This window comes from Dielma fastidiosa, from assembly GCF_003475485.1.
In the GTDB taxonomy this organism is placed as follows: Bacteria; Bacillota_I; Bacilli_A; order Erysipelotrichales; family Erysipelotrichaceae; genus Dielma; species Dielma fastidiosa.
In genome coordinates this window covers 158,615-172,966 of sequence record NZ_QRQL01000006.1, presented here as the reverse complement: position 1 = coordinate 172,966, position 14,352 = coordinate 158,615, and the positions used below count along the sequence as shown (strand labels likewise).

Annotated in this window: 16 protein-coding genes; 8 read left to right on the top strand and 8 right to left on the bottom strand. The window is 41.7% G+C overall.

The window, feature by feature from the left end; translation table 11 throughout:
- The first annotated feature begins 209 nt into the window (after positions 1-209).
- The gene (locus DWZ33_RS13040; RefSeq protein ID WP_002578940.1) at positions 210-587 is read left to right on the top strand and encodes a helix-turn-helix domain-containing protein; all 378 of its coding nucleotides are present in this window, start codon (positions 210-212) and stop codon (positions 585-587) included.
- 162 nt (positions 588-749) lie between these two features.
- Here the strand turns inward: DWZ33_RS13040 and DWZ33_RS13035 are convergent, their stop codons facing one another.
- Both DWZ33_RS13035 and DWZ33_RS13030 read right to left on the bottom strand, forming a co-directional pair.
- Positions 750-1,304, bottom strand: a complete 555-nt coding sequence (locus DWZ33_RS13035; RefSeq protein WP_002304410.1) for an ImmA/IrrE family metallo-endopeptidase — start codon at positions 1,302-1,304, stop codon at positions 750-752.
- Between the two features lie 51 nt (positions 1,305-1,355).
- On the bottom strand, positions 1,356-1,805 hold the full coding sequence (locus tag DWZ33_RS13030; protein WP_002304411.1) for a helix-turn-helix domain-containing protein: 450 nt from the start codon (positions 1,803-1,805) through the stop codon (positions 1,356-1,358).
- 286 nt (positions 1,806-2,091) lie between these two features.
- On the opposite strand from DWZ33_RS13030, the gene DWZ33_RS13025 reads away from it, so the two are divergent.
- The 7 genes from DWZ33_RS13025 (at position 2,092) to DWZ33_RS12995 (ending at position 6,898) form a co-directional block, all read left to right on the top strand.
- A complete protein-coding gene (locus DWZ33_RS13025; protein ID WP_002304412.1) occupies positions 2,092-2,655 on the top strand; it encodes a hypothetical protein in 564 nt (187 codons plus the stop codon).
- Positions 2,656-2,917: 262 nt separating this feature from the next.
- Positions 2,918-3,223 carry a helix-turn-helix transcriptional regulator gene (locus DWZ33_RS13020; RefSeq protein ID WP_002304413.1) on the top strand — a complete coding sequence of 102 codons (306 nt, stop codon included), beginning with the start codon at positions 2,918-2,920 and terminating at the stop codon, positions 3,221-3,223.
- A gap of 517 nt (positions 3,224-3,740) precedes the next feature.
- Complete coding sequence (locus tag DWZ33_RS13015; protein WP_002304415.1) at positions 3,741-4,145, top strand: type II toxin-antitoxin system PemK/MazF family toxin; 405 nt, start codon at positions 3,741-3,743, stop codon at positions 4,143-4,145.
- Between the two features lie 6 nt (positions 4,146-4,151).
- Entirely contained in the window at positions 4,152-4,388 is a 237-nt protein-coding gene (locus tag DWZ33_RS13010; RefSeq protein WP_118455110.1) for a helix-turn-helix domain-containing protein, read from the top strand.
- 117 nt (positions 4,389-4,505) lie between these two features.
- Positions 4,506-5,129, top strand: a complete 624-nt coding sequence (locus DWZ33_RS13005; protein WP_002304420.1) for a helix-turn-helix domain-containing protein — start codon at positions 4,506-4,508, stop codon at positions 5,127-5,129.
- Between the two features lie 4 nt (positions 5,130-5,133).
- Positions 5,134-6,507, top strand: coding sequence for a site-specific integrase (locus tag DWZ33_RS13000; protein WP_002304423.1), 1,374 nt, complete (start codon positions 5,134-5,136; stop codon positions 6,505-6,507).
- Between the two features lie 85 nt (positions 6,508-6,592).
- Positions 6,593-6,898 (top strand): hypothetical protein, encoded by a 306-nt coding sequence (locus DWZ33_RS12995; RefSeq protein WP_002304425.1) that lies wholly within the window; start codon positions 6,593-6,595, stop codon positions 6,896-6,898.
- Between the two features lie 502 nt (positions 6,899-7,400).
- Here the strand turns inward: DWZ33_RS12995 and DWZ33_RS12990 are convergent.
- From DWZ33_RS12990 to DWZ33_RS12965, 6 genes are all read right to left on the bottom strand, one after another.
- Positions 7,401-7,871: a GyrI-like domain-containing protein gene (locus tag DWZ33_RS12990; RefSeq protein WP_118455109.1), complete on the bottom strand. Its 471-nt coding sequence runs from the start codon at positions 7,869-7,871 to the stop codon at positions 7,401-7,403.
- Positions 7,872-7,889: 18 nt separating this feature from the next.
- Entirely contained in the window at positions 7,890-8,765 is an 876-nt protein-coding gene (locus DWZ33_RS12985; protein WP_118455108.1) for an AraC family transcriptional regulator, read from the bottom strand.
- A gap of 33 nt (positions 8,766-8,798) precedes the next feature.
- On the bottom strand, positions 8,799-9,884 hold the full coding sequence (locus DWZ33_RS12980; RefSeq protein WP_022936634.1) for a C45 family autoproteolytic acyltransferase/hydrolase: 1,086 nt from the start codon (positions 9,882-9,884) through the stop codon (positions 8,799-8,801).
- 112 nt (positions 9,885-9,996) lie between these two features.
- A complete protein-coding gene (locus DWZ33_RS12975; RefSeq protein ID WP_220452440.1) occupies positions 9,997-11,811 on the bottom strand; it encodes an ABC transporter ATP-binding protein in 1,815 nt (604 codons plus the stop codon).
- Positions 11,804-13,555 (bottom strand): ABC transporter ATP-binding protein, encoded by a 1,752-nt coding sequence (locus DWZ33_RS12970; RefSeq protein WP_182425702.1) that lies wholly within the window; start codon positions 13,553-13,555, stop codon positions 11,804-11,806. The genes DWZ33_RS12975 and DWZ33_RS12970 overlap by 8 nt, the downstream gene beginning before the upstream one ends.
- Positions 13,539-14,132 carry a MarR family winged helix-turn-helix transcriptional regulator gene (locus tag DWZ33_RS12965; protein WP_022936631.1) on the bottom strand — a complete coding sequence of 198 codons (594 nt, stop codon included), beginning with the start codon at positions 14,130-14,132 and terminating at the stop codon, positions 13,539-13,541. The genes DWZ33_RS12970 and DWZ33_RS12965 overlap by 17 nt, the downstream gene beginning before the upstream one ends.
- Between the last annotated feature and the right edge of the window lie 220 nt (positions 14,133-14,352).

The following is a 14,352-nucleotide window of genomic DNA, read 5'->3' as shown; positions in this document are numbered from 1 at the left end:
TTCGTGGAGTAATGTACTCTACGAATTTTTTATTTTAAAGAACCTCAAGATAGCTCATATTGTCGTCTTGGGGTTCTTTTCATTCTATCATTTAATGCAATCTGCCTATAAAATTTTATCATATTGCATTTATAAATGCAACTTGCACCCGATGTTGGTTGTTGAGATTTTTGGTACATTTTATAATGTATAGCAGAATCATACACAGCATGGAGGTGATTGAAACGCAACCGGAAATTGATTACGTTAAGATTGGTCAGCGCATTAGAGCTGCCCGACTGGAAAAGGGTTATAGTCAGGCTGATTTGGGTGCGTTGGTTGGTTGCTCGAACAATCATATGAGCCATGTTGAAGTTGGACAGACGAAAGTTTCTTTGGCAATGCTTCTAAAACTGGCATTCGTCTTGGAAAAGAACTTTGACTATTTTTTACTGGATACCCCATATGCAAAATGCGACAGCATCATTGATAATGAGATTGCTGCAAAACTGAAAAAGTGTAATGTAACAACATTGATAACCGTAGGAAAGTTGATTGATGTCTTGATTGACCAGCAAGAGATGATAAAAAAAGCGGAGCTTGATTGATATAATGAAAAAGAAGCCCATTGACGGTACAGAGTGAACTGCTATGGGGTTCTTTTTTGCAGCACAATATACTGATTCTTTAAGAAGCAAAAAGTCCACCAGTCATGATGCACTACGCATCGTACTGGTGGACTTTTTCTGTAAAGATATAAAAATAGATATTCATATATCGCCATAACCAATGTCGTTATCGTAGGCATGAAGATCTTCTTTCAGGAAATCTGCTTTACGAATATACATCGAATTTACCAGCTCTCCTTTTTCGTGGAGCAGGCTGAATTTGTAGTCTAATAATGCTGCCGGTACATAGAGCATTTTAGCCGTTTCAAAAAATGTGTGTTCCGAAAGGCATTCCAGGACTTTCCCATCTTCTAACAGAAGCTCCGCCGCAAAGAAGTTTGCTTCATTTTCTTCGATTGATCTATCATCAAAAACTTCCATTTCTTGAAAGCCGTGCATCATAGCGATTTTTGTATGCAGGACAGCGTGTCCTAATTCATGTGCGACTAATATACGCTCCAGGATACCGTTCACATTGTGATCTATCACGATATTCTTTTGTCTGGACTGGTAATAGAAGAAGCCCTTCAATTTCTTCTGTAAATCGTAATAGTGGATTTTGATACCTAACAGCTGACATAGCTCGTAAGGGTCTCTGGTGTGATATTTTCGCACAAGCTTATCGACAGTTTCAATGATATGCTCTGCCGTTTTCATTTGCTTCACCTCCGAATCGCACACAGAAAACATATTCTGTGCTTGAGGATTTTACTCTTTATCTTTATGCTTTCTGTATTTCTTCGGAGTGTACTTTTCCCGTGCTGTTTTCTTAGAGTCCATATAAACTGACATAATCGCCTGGAAGAATACATCTTTTGCGTCCTCGTCCAATTCTCCACCGGCAAACAGAGAATTTACACGACCCAACACTTCCTGAGCTTCTTTTGCTCCTTTTGAACCGAAGTTTTCCTTTGCCTCTAAAATAAACATATCCTGATCTATATGGCTCTGGCTATCCGTTTCAGATTCGTCCAAAAGATAGGACACAGAGATATGCAGTGCTTCAGCAAGTTTTCTGATGTTGCTTTTTCTGGGGAGTGTTCCGAGCTGCTCATAGGTGTAAAGGGATCTTTCGGAAATGCCGGTCATCTGGGCAAGCTCCGTTTGAGATAGGTTCATAGCCAAACGAGCTTCTTTAATTTTTTCTCCAAATGTCATGGTAGTATCCTTCCTTTCAAAAAATATTTATTCGTAACTTCCGATTATTTGTTGACAAACTTCTGGAAAATGCTATAATAAGAATCATAACAGAAGTTTTAATTCCACTTAATTATATATCGGAACTTTTATAAAGTCAAGAACTTCCGATTTCACTTCTGTTATTTTAATCAAATATCGGAAGTTATAGTCATTCTTGTCCCATGGTATTTGTTTCCCTTTAGCCAAGTGACAGGAGTTAGAAAGGAATTCTTATTTTATGGATTAGGCTGAAAGGAGATTCTGAATGAGCAGATATAATACACAGGTATTAAGCAGTATTCGAATGCTTTGCCGGATGCAGAACATTGACGAGAAGGTTCTGTATGAAAGAGCAAAGCTGATTTTATCCATATATCGAGAGGTGTGCTGGTCTACCATTGATCGTGCGAATGATGTATGTGATACCCTTATTTGTACTTACGGTGACAGCTTAGATGGTGCATTGATTTATCTGGAGAACTTTGCTCCGGATGAAGCGAGAGAACGATTTGAAGAACGCATTCGCAGCTTATTTGAGACAAAGTGGATCATTGAACTGGTAGATATGGCTATGTTGAAAATCAGAGAATATCCAGATAAAGGCGCTCTGTACTGTGAGATTATCTCAAAGGCATATCTCAACCGCTTCAAGTACAGGGAATCAGAAATGCTGGAGGTTTTGAATATGGAACGCAGCACCTACTATGACCGAAAGAAAGAAGCGATACTGTTATTTGGTCTGTCACTTTGGGGAACAGCCATTCCTAAATTGAAAGATTTCCTGGAAAGTGCCCGGGAGGAAGAAGCATTGTGTTATTGTGAATGCTAAGACAGGATTTTAGTCCGACTAAAATCCGATGAAAATACGACGGTTCCCCTACTGAAAGTCCGACTTGTCCAGTGTTAAAATGGCTATGCTGGGAGATAGCGGCATAAAATTGAATAGAGAGAGTTACGCCTCGTGCCTGTAATGGGTACGGGGCTTTTTTTATACCTGCCTATTTTCCCCCATAATTAACACAAAGGCATGAACGAGAGCTTGGAGTAATTTACTCCGGCTCTTTTTTTATGCCTGCAAGGAGGACAGGCAGATGGCAAAGGGTATTGAGAATCGGGCACGATCTCCTCCCGCTGTTTTTGATTTTGCAACTTCACAAATTCAAAAACACGGAGGAACGAAAATGTATTACGACTTGGTTGAAAGCGGAAAAAGAATTAAAGCCTTGAGAAAGGAACATGGGCTTACACAGGAACAGCTTGCGGAGCAGTTAGGTGTTGCCGCAAACACCATTGCACGAATTGAAACCGGCAACAGAGGTATCTCTATTGATTTGGCAATCGAACTGGTTGTGCGCTTTGAGACAACCCTTGATTACATATTTTTAGGTCGTGAATAACCTCAAAACTATACCTACGAGGCAATAAAAACTTGCATGAGGAACAGGTACAATTTAGATACAGCCAAAGAAAATCGGCTGCTTGATCCTTGAAAACTGAATACACAGTCATCGAATACGTTCCTGTTGCCGGTGCGAGAGCATCAGCCACATCAGCGGTACGCCGAGACGTATCGGATAGAGAAACAGAACGACTTTCTTCTATAAATTAAGCGCTTGTCTCTCTCCCGATGCCAGCGATCAATACTGGCTTGTAAATATTGGGTTGCTCCCAATACGGCCATGAAAGCAACAGGATTAAAGATACTTCTCTACGGAGCTGGCGGAGAACCCGGCAGAGGTTAGATTCCTATGGAACTGATTCGCAATCAGTCGTTCGGTGATTCCCTGAGGGCGTAAGCCCTCTTTCCCAGGGGTGCGTGGCAAATATGGGACACATAGACTTTTGGACTGACTGCCTGATTCCTTTCTGGCAGTCAGTTATTACATAGCCAACGAAAGGAGGTCATGGCACATGATGAAAGAAAATTGGGTATATTGCCGTGGTGATATTTATTGCGCCAAGCTGGACCCGGTAGTTGGGTCGGAACAAGGCGGCATCCGTCCGGTTATCGTCATTCAGAACGATACCGGTAATAAACACGCTCCCACATTGATTGTGGCAACGGTCACCACCAGAATCCATAAGAAAGCGAATATGCCGACGCACTTTGTTATTTACGACAATCCTGCATTCAAAGAAGCGTCCGTTGTTCAGCTGGAACAGATTCGTACCATTGATAAAAGCAGGATTGATAATTACTTAGGTAAGGTAACGCCCCGTGAAATGGTAGCGATTGAGAAAGCCTTATCTGTCAGCCTGGCAATGGAACAGCTGAAAAAGCGTTCCCCAAAACATAAAGCAAAGAGAGCGAAGGAGTGAACATAAATGTTTGAAGAAAGAATCGCTGCCATGAATCAGCGCACCGAAGAAGCGATGGCTGCTAACGCAGTTCAGTTTGATAAGAGAACCTATACGGTTGATGAGATTCAGGATATTCTGGGCATCAGCAGAACCAGCGCATACAACCTTGTGAAAAAGAAAGTTTTCCATAGCGTCCGCATCGGTGGCAGTATCAGAATCTCCAAAAAGAGTTTTGATGAGTGGTTGGATCATCAAACGTAAGATTTGTCAAGGGCGTCGTACAACCCGGCGACAAACTTCAAAACATATTGAGAGTTCGATAAAATGTAGCCATGACAAGAAACACATGGCTACATTTTTTACATAGGAGGTTGTACGATGGCGGAAATGAGAAAACGCACGAGTATGTCTGTTCTGGAAATGGGCAGGATGCTCGGTCTTGGTAAAACGGAGTCATACTGGCTCATTAAGAAGAATTACTTCAAAACCATTCTTGTCGGCAACACCATGAGGGTGATGATCGACAGCTTTGAAGAATGGTATGCCAATCAGTTCAAATACCAGAAGGTCGATGGAACCCCTCCCGGCGAGGAATTGAAGAAAACTACATATTCAATGGAGGAGCTTGGACAGCGCCTTGGGCTGAAAGAAGCGACTGCTTACGAACTGGTTGCCAAAGGGCATTTTGATGTGGTCGATGTCCTGGGCAAGCGCAGAGTGACAAAGGAGAGCTTTGAAAGATGGTATGCTTCTCAAACCGATTACCGCACGGTAGAGGATCAGGAACTGGATGCAGATATTATGGCATCCACCTACGGTCTGCCGGAAATGGCAAGAATGCTTGGGGTACATCGTCAGACCATTTACTATATCGTTGCCAATGAAGATTTTGAGCTTATCAAGGTTGGCAGGTATAAGCGAGCTACCAAAGAGAGCTTTGAAAAATGGTATCACAATCAGACCCGCTACCAGTTAGCGGAAGATAGACAGGAAAGGAGCTGATTACATGGCATCTATCGTTAAGAGAAAAAAGAAGTATTCTGTGGTTTATACATACACCGATGAGAACGGCAACAAGCGTCAGAAGTGGGAAACCTTTGAAACGAATGCCGAAGCAAAGAAAAGGAAGTTGCAGGTTGAATATGAGCAGGAGTCCGGAACCTTTATTCCCCCTTCTGCTAAAACCGTCAATGATCTTTTGGATGAGTATATGTCAATCTATGGTGTGAACACCTGGGCGATGTCTACCTATGAAAGCAGAAAGAGCCTGATTGCAAACTATATTCGTCCCCTCATCGGTGATATGAAGCTGGAGGATGTCACGCCGAGAATCATGGACAAGTATTACCGAGATTTGCTTTCTGTCAAAGCGGTTTCTTCTAAGTATGTAAAAGCCCGTACAGAATATCTGACTCCGCATACTGTCCGAGAGGTTCACAAGACATTGCGAAATGCTTTCAATCAAGCGGTCAAGTGGGAATTGATGACCAGAAACCCTGTGGAGCACGCTACGCTGCCGAAAGAAGAACACAAGACCAGGGATATCTGGACAGCAGAAGTGCTCCAGAAGGCTCTGGAAGCCTGTGACGATGATATTCTTCGTCTGGCTATTAACCTTGCCTTCTCCTGTTCCCTGCGAATGGGCGAGCTTCTGGGGCTTACCTGGGACTGTATTGACATTTCCCCCACCAGTATTGAACTTGGTCAGGCAAGCATCTTCGTTGAAAAGGAGTTGCAGAGAGTAAATCGTGAAGCGATGGCAGATCTGGACGGTAAGGACATCATGTTCAAGTTCCCACCGACCTTCGCCAGTACGCATACCGCATTGGTTCTCAAAACTCCTAAGACCAAAACAAGTGTCCGCAAGGTGTTCTTACCGAAAACCGTAGCGGAAATGTTGGTACAGCGAAAGGCTGACATCGAAGAACTGAAAGACCTTTTCGGTGACGAGTTCGTAGACTTCAATCTGGTTTTCTGTTCTTCCAATGGCAAGCCGATTGAGGGGCAGGTTATCAACCGTGCTTTCAATAAGCTGATTGAGGAGAAGGGACTGCCGAAAGTGGTTTTCCATAGTCTCCGACATTCCAGTATCACTTACAAGCTGAAGCTGAACGGCGGCGATATGAAATCCGTTCAAGGCGATTCCGGTCATGCACAGGTCAAGATGGTAGCGGATGTTTACTCCCATATCATCGACGATGACCGCAGACTGAACGCTGAAAGAATGGAAGCTGCGTTCTACTCAGGCAGACAGGCAACGCCTGAGCCGGTTCAACCAGCCGCAACGGAAAGCTCCGCTGATGATAAAGAACTTCTTCTGAAGCTTCTGCAAAATCCGGAAATGGCAGCACTCCTGAAGTCGCTGGCAAAAACATTATAGTAACTGCAAGGGCAGATCCTTTTACATAGCTACAATAGCTGTAAAAGGGTCTGCCCTTATTTTTTTGTTATGGAGGTCAACGAGTATGGATAGAATCTTTATGGACGAGTATTACGAGCATCTGAGAGCTGACAATATCGAGGCATTTTCCAAGGAAAGGAACGACGAATATGTTGGCAGAGCTGAGGAATACAAAGCAGCAAAGTCGGCATTGCTTGAAGGATTGGGACTTGAGCATTTGTTTGACCATAGCCATGAACTGACTCCGAAAGAGAAAGAAATATGGATGCTGTTCGATAGGGTTGATGTAGCAGAGCTTCTTGCAAGGGATGCTTTTGCCAAGGGTGCTTATATGCTCGGCGCTGAGGATAGAGAGATTATGCTGAAATAAAAAAAGACCTGCTTCGGCGGGTCTAAATTACATAGAATCATTGAGTCTGAAAAACCTTTGAAATTCTTAATAATTCTGGTTGAAAAATTCATTTTGAAATGATATATAAAACAGACTGAAATCTGTGTCTAAGGACACCCGCACCCTCACACGAGAATGAATAGGATTTCCTATCATTTCGCATCACGAGAAGTTACATAGTGACATTTACTTGCACTTGCAACGTCCACCAAAAATCGAAAGACTTGCTAATTTCGAGCCAATCGGACGGTGTAAAATCCCTCTGAATTAGCTATCACAGCGTAGTATCAGATGGGATTTGAAATGCTGAAAAACCTTGTATTTCCAAGCATTTTTAAGCATTAGATGCCACTTCCCGATGTCGTATCGGGTCTACTCCTAAGATTTAGTTATCAGTTCGATTCTGGTCGGGGGTGCCATATTTAAAATCTGCAGCACATCAATCATGTTGATGTGTTTTTTATACTGTGTACATTGGCTTCTATTTAATGGTAACTGGAATCCATATTTCAATCACTGAATGATCGCTATTCCAATGAAACCGATGATCATATTTCTCAAAATGGATAAATTCACTATTTACCGGCTGATACTGACTTTGCGGGAGCAATTGAGTGTAGATCTTTTGATATGTCTGATAAATTTGATGCATCGGGCCGACATGTTCTACAACCATATATTGATGAGCTTTTATACATTTAGAGGTAAAGCCATCAGGAATATCCATGGTTTGGGGAATGGCACAAAAATAATATAATTGATTCTGCCTTCTTGTCATGAGGGCATATTTAACCCAATGTCCGCTTTGTGATAAGCAGTATGTTTTTAAATTCATATTAAACTTTCGCCAAAAAGAGGTGCTGATTTGAAGATTTTCCTTTTGTGAGTTCGTTAATTCAATTTCCTGTCCGATAATTAAAAATTCATCCAAATGCTGAATTCGATAATTCATTGTGTTTCTTTCCTTTATCTATTTAATTGGAATATAAATGTCCATCTTTGAATCAGGATGCGTGTAACCTAAAAATCGTTCATCCTGAAGCTCAAAGGTTTCCCTGACATCCAGTTCCTCCCTTGTGTTGAGCAGCCATGTCCCCCAAATATAGTCAATCGTCTCAGAAAGGGTTTCTAAGCTGCCATGATGTGTAAATACCGCATATTTCCCGCCTGACAGCACTTTGCTGACAAAAGGAGCCTTCACATCAGCAAAATGTTCAACTTCTATGCCGACCACTTCCCAGCATCGCATCGCTTCATTGGCAATGAAATGAATATCCTCCTGATATGACTCATAGATACCAAATCTTCGTGAATGATCAGAGCCGCAGGAAAGCTGTTTATTTAAATCAGCAAACTTTTCCCAAAGCTTTTTAATATGATTTGGCTTTAATTCTATTTCTTCACGGTATCCTAAAACTTTAATTTCCGGTATTTCCACAATTTGAGGATGAACAGTTACATGATTAAGCAAATGATTCATAAAATGATGATTTATACATTGCTTGTTAGAGACAAAAGTCTGGATTCGGTTTTTACGGTAGTAAAGCGGACTGATTTTATATGCTGTTTTAAATGCGCGGCTGAATGCTTCAGCTGATTCAAAGTTATTGTTAACCGCAATATCAATGATTTTATCATCGGTAACCAAAAGCTGATAGGCTGCATTGGCTAAGCGGCGCTTTTTTATATAGCTGCCCACACCTTCCCCAAGTATTGCATTAAACTGCCGATTCAAATGAAAATATGAATAGCCTGCAAAGCGGGCAACATCTTCTACTTTGATGTCCTCTTGCAGATGCTTTTCAATATAAAGAATGGCTTGTTCCAGTGCTTTCTGATAATCCATGATGTTTCCTCTCTAACGAATTTCAATCAGTCCCTAAGGCAACGGATCAATTTCAATTTGCATCTCTGTGAGTGTTGTTGCCATAGGCTTTGCAATATCATAAATCTGCCAGCAATTCTTTGCTTGGCCTCCCCAGCAAATTTCAATCGTTCCTTCCCGCGGAGCAAGAATCATACTTTTGGTTGTGCCGAAATTTTCTGCATAATTATGAAAACATAAGCCTTGGGGATATTTGGTTAACAGCATGTCTTTTAATTGAGCTTTGGTTATATGCCGTTTATCCTTTAACTCATTTTCAATAAAGTGATATCGAGTGATGCTGTGTGGAAACGCCTGATTTTCTATGTGCATGAATTGAGGCAAAACCGTATGATTGGTCGCATGCAGCATTTCTTCATGACTGTCAGCATCAATTTGACGATAAGCAATTTTCCCATCCATGGTTTGCACAAGCGCCGCATGATCTGTTTTATCGAGTAAGATCATATTCATATTAAAGACAATTGGCATCTCTTTGATATAAGCTAATGCTTCTTCTACATTTTTGCAGTTTTCTAACAGCGCCCGGACAACTACCCAATACTGTAAACCGTTAAACTGAGGCTTTCGCATATGCGCTAAATTCACAACCGGCATACCGCATGAACTGATTGTCACCGCAAGACCATGCTCATTGAAGCCATCATCTCGACCAAATTGTAACATAGATGTACCAATATGTGTATACTTGCCTTCGGCTTCAGTCCGCATAAGACAAAAATCTTCTAATTCATTTGAAAATTCATAATTACGTGCTAAAAGCGGCTGCTTCATATCCGTCTTATTTGAAAGCAGTGCTATATGACTGCAGTTTGGCACATAACAAGTCATAGTATAGAAAACCAATGCTTCTAAGTGAACATTTAATGCGTCGGCAAAGCCCTGTATCTCTTCAGTAAGACCCGGACACCAGCGTTCAAGCAAAGCATTTGTCTCACGAATTTGCTTTTGATCAACGGCTGCCTTTACTACATATTTTGCTTTTAAGTATTCATTACTGGCTGCCTGCTTGCCTAATTGATAGCCAATCGCATAATGGCTGCCGCGTAAATTATAGGTGCGTGTTTCTATCGGTTCCATTGTTTAATCCTCCACTTTCCTCGATATTTCTATTTTACCAAAGGAATACAGAGACTTCATGATATTTTCTGCTGTTAAATAGAAAAAATTTCTGCCGAAAACAGAAATTTAATCAGATTGCCTTACCCTCAAACTGGGTATTATAAAGCTCATAATACTTTCCCTTCTTTGCCAGCAGCTCATCATGACTGCCTTGTTCAGCGATGCGGCCCTGATCCATTACTACGATGCAATCTGCATCCTGAATCGTTGACAGCCGATGCGCAATGATTAAACTTGTCCGATCCTTCATTAAATTAATCATCGCATCTTGAATATGCTTCTCAGTTCGAGTATCCACACTAGAGGTTGCCTCATCAAGAATCAGTATTTTGGGATCTGCCAAAAATGCCCTGCCGATTGCCAGCAGCTGCCGCTGACCTTGGGATAGATTATTGCCTGAACCGCTCAGCAGTGTATCATATCCCCTTGGCAGCTGACTGATCAGTTTGCCGCAATAGCTCAGCCGGGCTGCTTTACGCATTTGCTCATCATCAGCGCTTGGGTTCGAATACTTAAGGTTATTGCGGATCGTATCAGTGAATAATACTGTATCCTGCAGCACGATGGCAATGTCTTTGCGCAGTGTATCTCTTTCAATATCCCTGATATCTGTGCCGTCAATCAAAATCCGGCCGCTGTCAATATCATAAAAACGCATTAAAAGATTTACTACTGTTGTTTTACCGCTGCCGGTAGCACCAACAAGAGCAACCTTATGGCCTGAGCGAATTTCCAAGCTAAAATCATAAAGCACTTGTTTTTCTGGTATATAGGAAAAATCAACATTTTCAAATTGGATTCTGCCTTCAGATAATGGTACTTGACAGCTTCCTTCGCTTGACTCACTTGTTTCATCCAGAATTGCAAACACCCGTTCAGCTCCCGCCAGCGCTGTCTCAATCTGACCGTAGATTTGAGCCAGTTCATTGATGGGTCTGCCAAATTGCCGGGCATAAACAATAAATGCGGAAATAACACCGATCGATATCATGCCATGAATTGCGAAATAGCCGCCGCAAACTGCGATTATCACAAAACCGATATTATTGATAACATTCATCGCCGGCCCCATTAACCCGCTTAAAATATCCGAACGAATACTGGTTTTAGTTAGGGCATCGGCCGTTAAGGAAAAGTCTTCAACAATCTGAGGCTGACGATTATAAGCCACGACTGTCTGATAGCCGATGACATGCTCCTCAATCTGCGCGTTGAGACGCCCCAGCAGAATTTGTTTTTGACGATAAAAACGGCGCATCCAGCCAGCCAGCTTTTTGGTAACCAGAACTGTTAATAACACCGTTGTACAGGAAAGCAATGTCAGCTGCCAGCTTAAGCTGAACATCATCACAACCGTACCGATGATTGTCAGAATCCCCGCAACTAATGAACTCAGTGATTGCGATATGGTATCAGAAATATTTTCTACATCATTGGTCATGCGGCTCATAAGATCGCCATGCGCGTGCTGATCAACATATTTAATCGGCAAATCAATAATTTTATCAAATAAATCTTTACGCATCGTTTTAACTACACGCTGACTCAAATGTGCGCTCAGCCGGCTCTGAAATAAAGATGTCAAACCATAAATCAGATAAATAGCCAGCATCAGTCCAAGACGCTGAGTAAGCACACCAAAAGCTCCCTGAGTAATCGAATCAATGGCTTGACTTTGCAGCTTAGGCGCATATACATTACATAATACCCCCATCGTTACAGCCAGCAATAAACCGATTAATAATTTTCGCTCATCAACAAAATATTGCAGCAAACGTTTAAAAGTCTGTTTTGATTCTTTTGGCTTCTCAACCTCGAGTACCGTTCGCATCCGTGACGGTTTTTGTAATTTCTCAAATCCGGTCTTGGTTTCTGCTTTATTCACAAAATGCGCCTCCCTTCAGCTGAGAGTTATAAATATCCTGATAAAGCTGATTCTCCTTTAACAATTTCTCATGAGTATCACAGGCTGCCAGTGTTCCATTTTCAATCAACGCAATACGGTCAGCTCCCTGTACAGAAGTAATCCGCTGAGCAATGATGATTTTAGTCATTCGGTTATAATGTTTATTTAAAGCCTGATACAGATTAGCCTCGGTTTTTAAATCAAGCGCACTGGTAGCATCATCAAGGATTAAAATAGGTGCATTTTTCAAAATAGCGCGGCTGATGGCAAGACGCTGCTTCTGACCGCCGGATAAGCTCATTCCCTGCTCAGTGACCATAGTCTCAAACCCATCCGGTGTATTTTCTATAAATTCAAATGCCTGCGCAGCTGACGCAGCCTGAATAATTTCTTCATCGCTGGCCTCAGGATTCCCCCATGCGATATTTTCTTTAATTGAAGTTGTAAACAATTCACTTTTCTGAAGGGCAATGGCGACTTTGCCGCGAAGCTTATCCAGCGGATAATCTTTCACATTTATGCCATCAACCAAAACCTCGCCCTCATTCACATCATAAAAACGCGGTATTAGGTTGACTAAGCTTGATTTACCGCTGCCGGTAGCTCCCAGAATACCCAAGGTTTCTCCCGGTTGGATACATAGATTCAGATCATGAAGCACCATTTCCCGGCTATTGGGATATGCGAAGGATACATGCTTGAATTCTATGCTGCCTGCATTCAGATCGCATTGTGCCTGTCCGTCCGTGATGATTGGCTCGCATGTCAAAACTTCTTCCACACGATGAATTGAAGCTACACCTCTGGTCATTGTCTGAAAAATCATCACTAAACGCAGAATGCCATTTAAAATCTGTGATACATAGGTAATCGCAGCCACAATATTACCGGGTGATGCAAGTCCTGCCTGTACCTCCAGGCCGCCAACCTTAATTACCGCAACGACTACACAGTTTAAAATAATATTCATCAGCGGGCTCAGAATCGAGAAAATCAACAATACGTTTAATTGTGTGCCAACCATGTCATTATTCGCAGCCGCGAAGCGCTCTTTTTCATAATCTTCACGCACATATGCCTTTACTACCCGCAGACCAGCAATACTTTCCTGTATGATGTTATTCACCCGATCCAGCTTTTTCTGCAGGATTGAAAACAGCGGACCTACCTTTTTGATTACCACGATTACGATAACAAATACTAAGGGCAGCGCCGCTGTAATCACTAAACCAAACTTTACATCCAATAAAAACATACAGACAATACCGCCGATAAACATCACTAAGGTCCGGCTCAGACCGCGCATCAACGTATTGGCTAGATTTTGAATCTGGGTAATATCATTAGTAACTCTGGTGATTAATGAACCGCAGGTAAATTGTTCACTTTGTTCTAAGGATAATGACATAATGCTTTTAAAAGCATCCTTACGCAGATCATTACAGAAATTCTGCGCACATAGATTTGCTGTTACCGCGCACATAACACCGAGAAAGCCGCCGATGATTACATATAAAATCATTTTAAAGCCGGTGTTTAAAATAATATTGAAATCAGGAATATGGTTATTAGCTAAACCAAGAACCCCCTGATCAATAATCTGACTCATCAGCTGCGGCTGAATCAAGTCCATAATCACTTCGCCGATCATCAACAAAGGGGCAAGCAATGCCAGCCCCCAATAAGGCTTAAAATAAGCAAACAGCTTATTCTTTTCTTTCATTTAAACCGCTTCTCTCTTTTGATTTATGATGCCGGTGATGATCCTTAGTTCCATGATAATCAAAACTCCATTTATCTGTCAGCTTGATTAAAATAGCCTGAAGCTCAGCTTTCTCCTCATCACTTAAAACATCATAGATAGCATCAGGATCTTCAATAGTTTCCTGACTGGCGGCAAGCTGACCCTGTTCACTGAGCCTTACCAGCATACGCCGCTTATCCTGCTCATCCTTTTCACGAAGGATCAATCCCCTTGCTTCCAGCTTGGCAATCGTTTCGCTTAATGATCCGGCTTCAATTTCAAGCTTCTGCTGCAGCTCCTTTTGGCTCAGCAGTTCATTCTCTGCCAGCAGCTTTAAGATCCTGCTTTGTCCGCGCCGATTGGTTTTGCGTTCTAGAATATAACCGCAGCGCATTAATAAATGCGTCAGATCTTTCTGGCCGTGATGATCATGGTGTTTCTTACCCTCATCCTGACTTGTCTCATTAAAAAACTTTCTGCCTCGTCCGCATTTTAATTCATCCCTTAAACACTCATTGGGACATTGTGTACATCTCTCTAAATTTTCTTTATTCATTCATATCTCCTTTCATCGCCTATATAATTAGGTACCTTACGAATATAGATTACACCAATTCTTTGATATTGTCAAGGCACCTAATTAAATTTTTATTTGCATCATAAAAGGCAGTCACCTGCCTCATTAAATAGATATGATTATTTTAATTACTAAATGATTGAGCGAAAGCATTGATTCTATGATAGAATGGTACCAATCATAAACTAAGGAGTCTGCC

Coding starts and splice junctions, on each gene's coding strand:
- DWZ33_RS13040 (WP_002578940.1), top strand. CDS start 210: ATGGAGGTGATTGAAACGCAACCGGAAATTGATTACGTTAAGATTGGT.
- DWZ33_RS13035 (WP_002304410.1), bottom strand. CDS start 1,304: ATGAAAACGGCAGAGCATATCATTGAAACTGTCGATAAGCTTGTGCGA.
- DWZ33_RS13030 (WP_002304411.1), bottom strand. CDS start 1,805: ATGACATTTGGAGAAAAAATTAAAGAAGCTCGTTTGGCTATGAACCTA.
- DWZ33_RS13025 (WP_002304412.1), top strand. CDS start 2,092: ATGAGCAGATATAATACACAGGTATTAAGCAGTATTCGAATGCTTTGC.
- DWZ33_RS13020 (WP_002304413.1), top strand. CDS start 2,918: ATGGCAAAGGGTATTGAGAATCGGGCACGATCTCCTCCCGCTGTTTTT.
- DWZ33_RS13015 (WP_002304415.1), top strand. CDS start 3,741: ATGAAAGAAAATTGGGTATATTGCCGTGGTGATATTTATTGCGCCAAG.
- DWZ33_RS13010 (WP_118455110.1), top strand. CDS start 4,152: ATGTTTGAAGAAAGAATCGCTGCCATGAATCAGCGCACCGAAGAAGCG.
- DWZ33_RS13005 (WP_002304420.1), top strand. CDS start 4,506: ATGGCGGAAATGAGAAAACGCACGAGTATGTCTGTTCTGGAAATGGGC.
- DWZ33_RS13000 (WP_002304423.1), top strand. CDS start 5,134: ATGGCATCTATCGTTAAGAGAAAAAAGAAGTATTCTGTGGTTTATACA.
- DWZ33_RS12995 (WP_002304425.1), top strand. CDS start 6,593: ATGGATAGAATCTTTATGGACGAGTATTACGAGCATCTGAGAGCTGAC.
- DWZ33_RS12990 (WP_118455109.1), bottom strand. CDS start 7,871: ATGAATTATCGAATTCAGCATTTGGATGAATTTTTAATTATCGGACAG.
- DWZ33_RS12985 (WP_118455108.1), bottom strand. CDS start 8,765: ATGGATTATCAGAAAGCACTGGAACAAGCCATTCTTTATATTGAAAAG.
- DWZ33_RS12980 (WP_022936634.1), bottom strand. CDS start 9,884: ATGGAACCGATAGAAACACGCACCTATAATTTACGCGGCAGCCATTAT.
- DWZ33_RS12970 (WP_182425702.1), bottom strand. CDS start 13,555: ATGAAAGAAAAGAATAAGCTGTTTGCTTATTTTAAGCCTTATTGGGGG.
- DWZ33_RS12965 (WP_022936631.1), bottom strand. CDS start 14,132: ATGAATAAAGAAAATTTAGAGAGATGTACACAATGTCCCAATGAGTGT.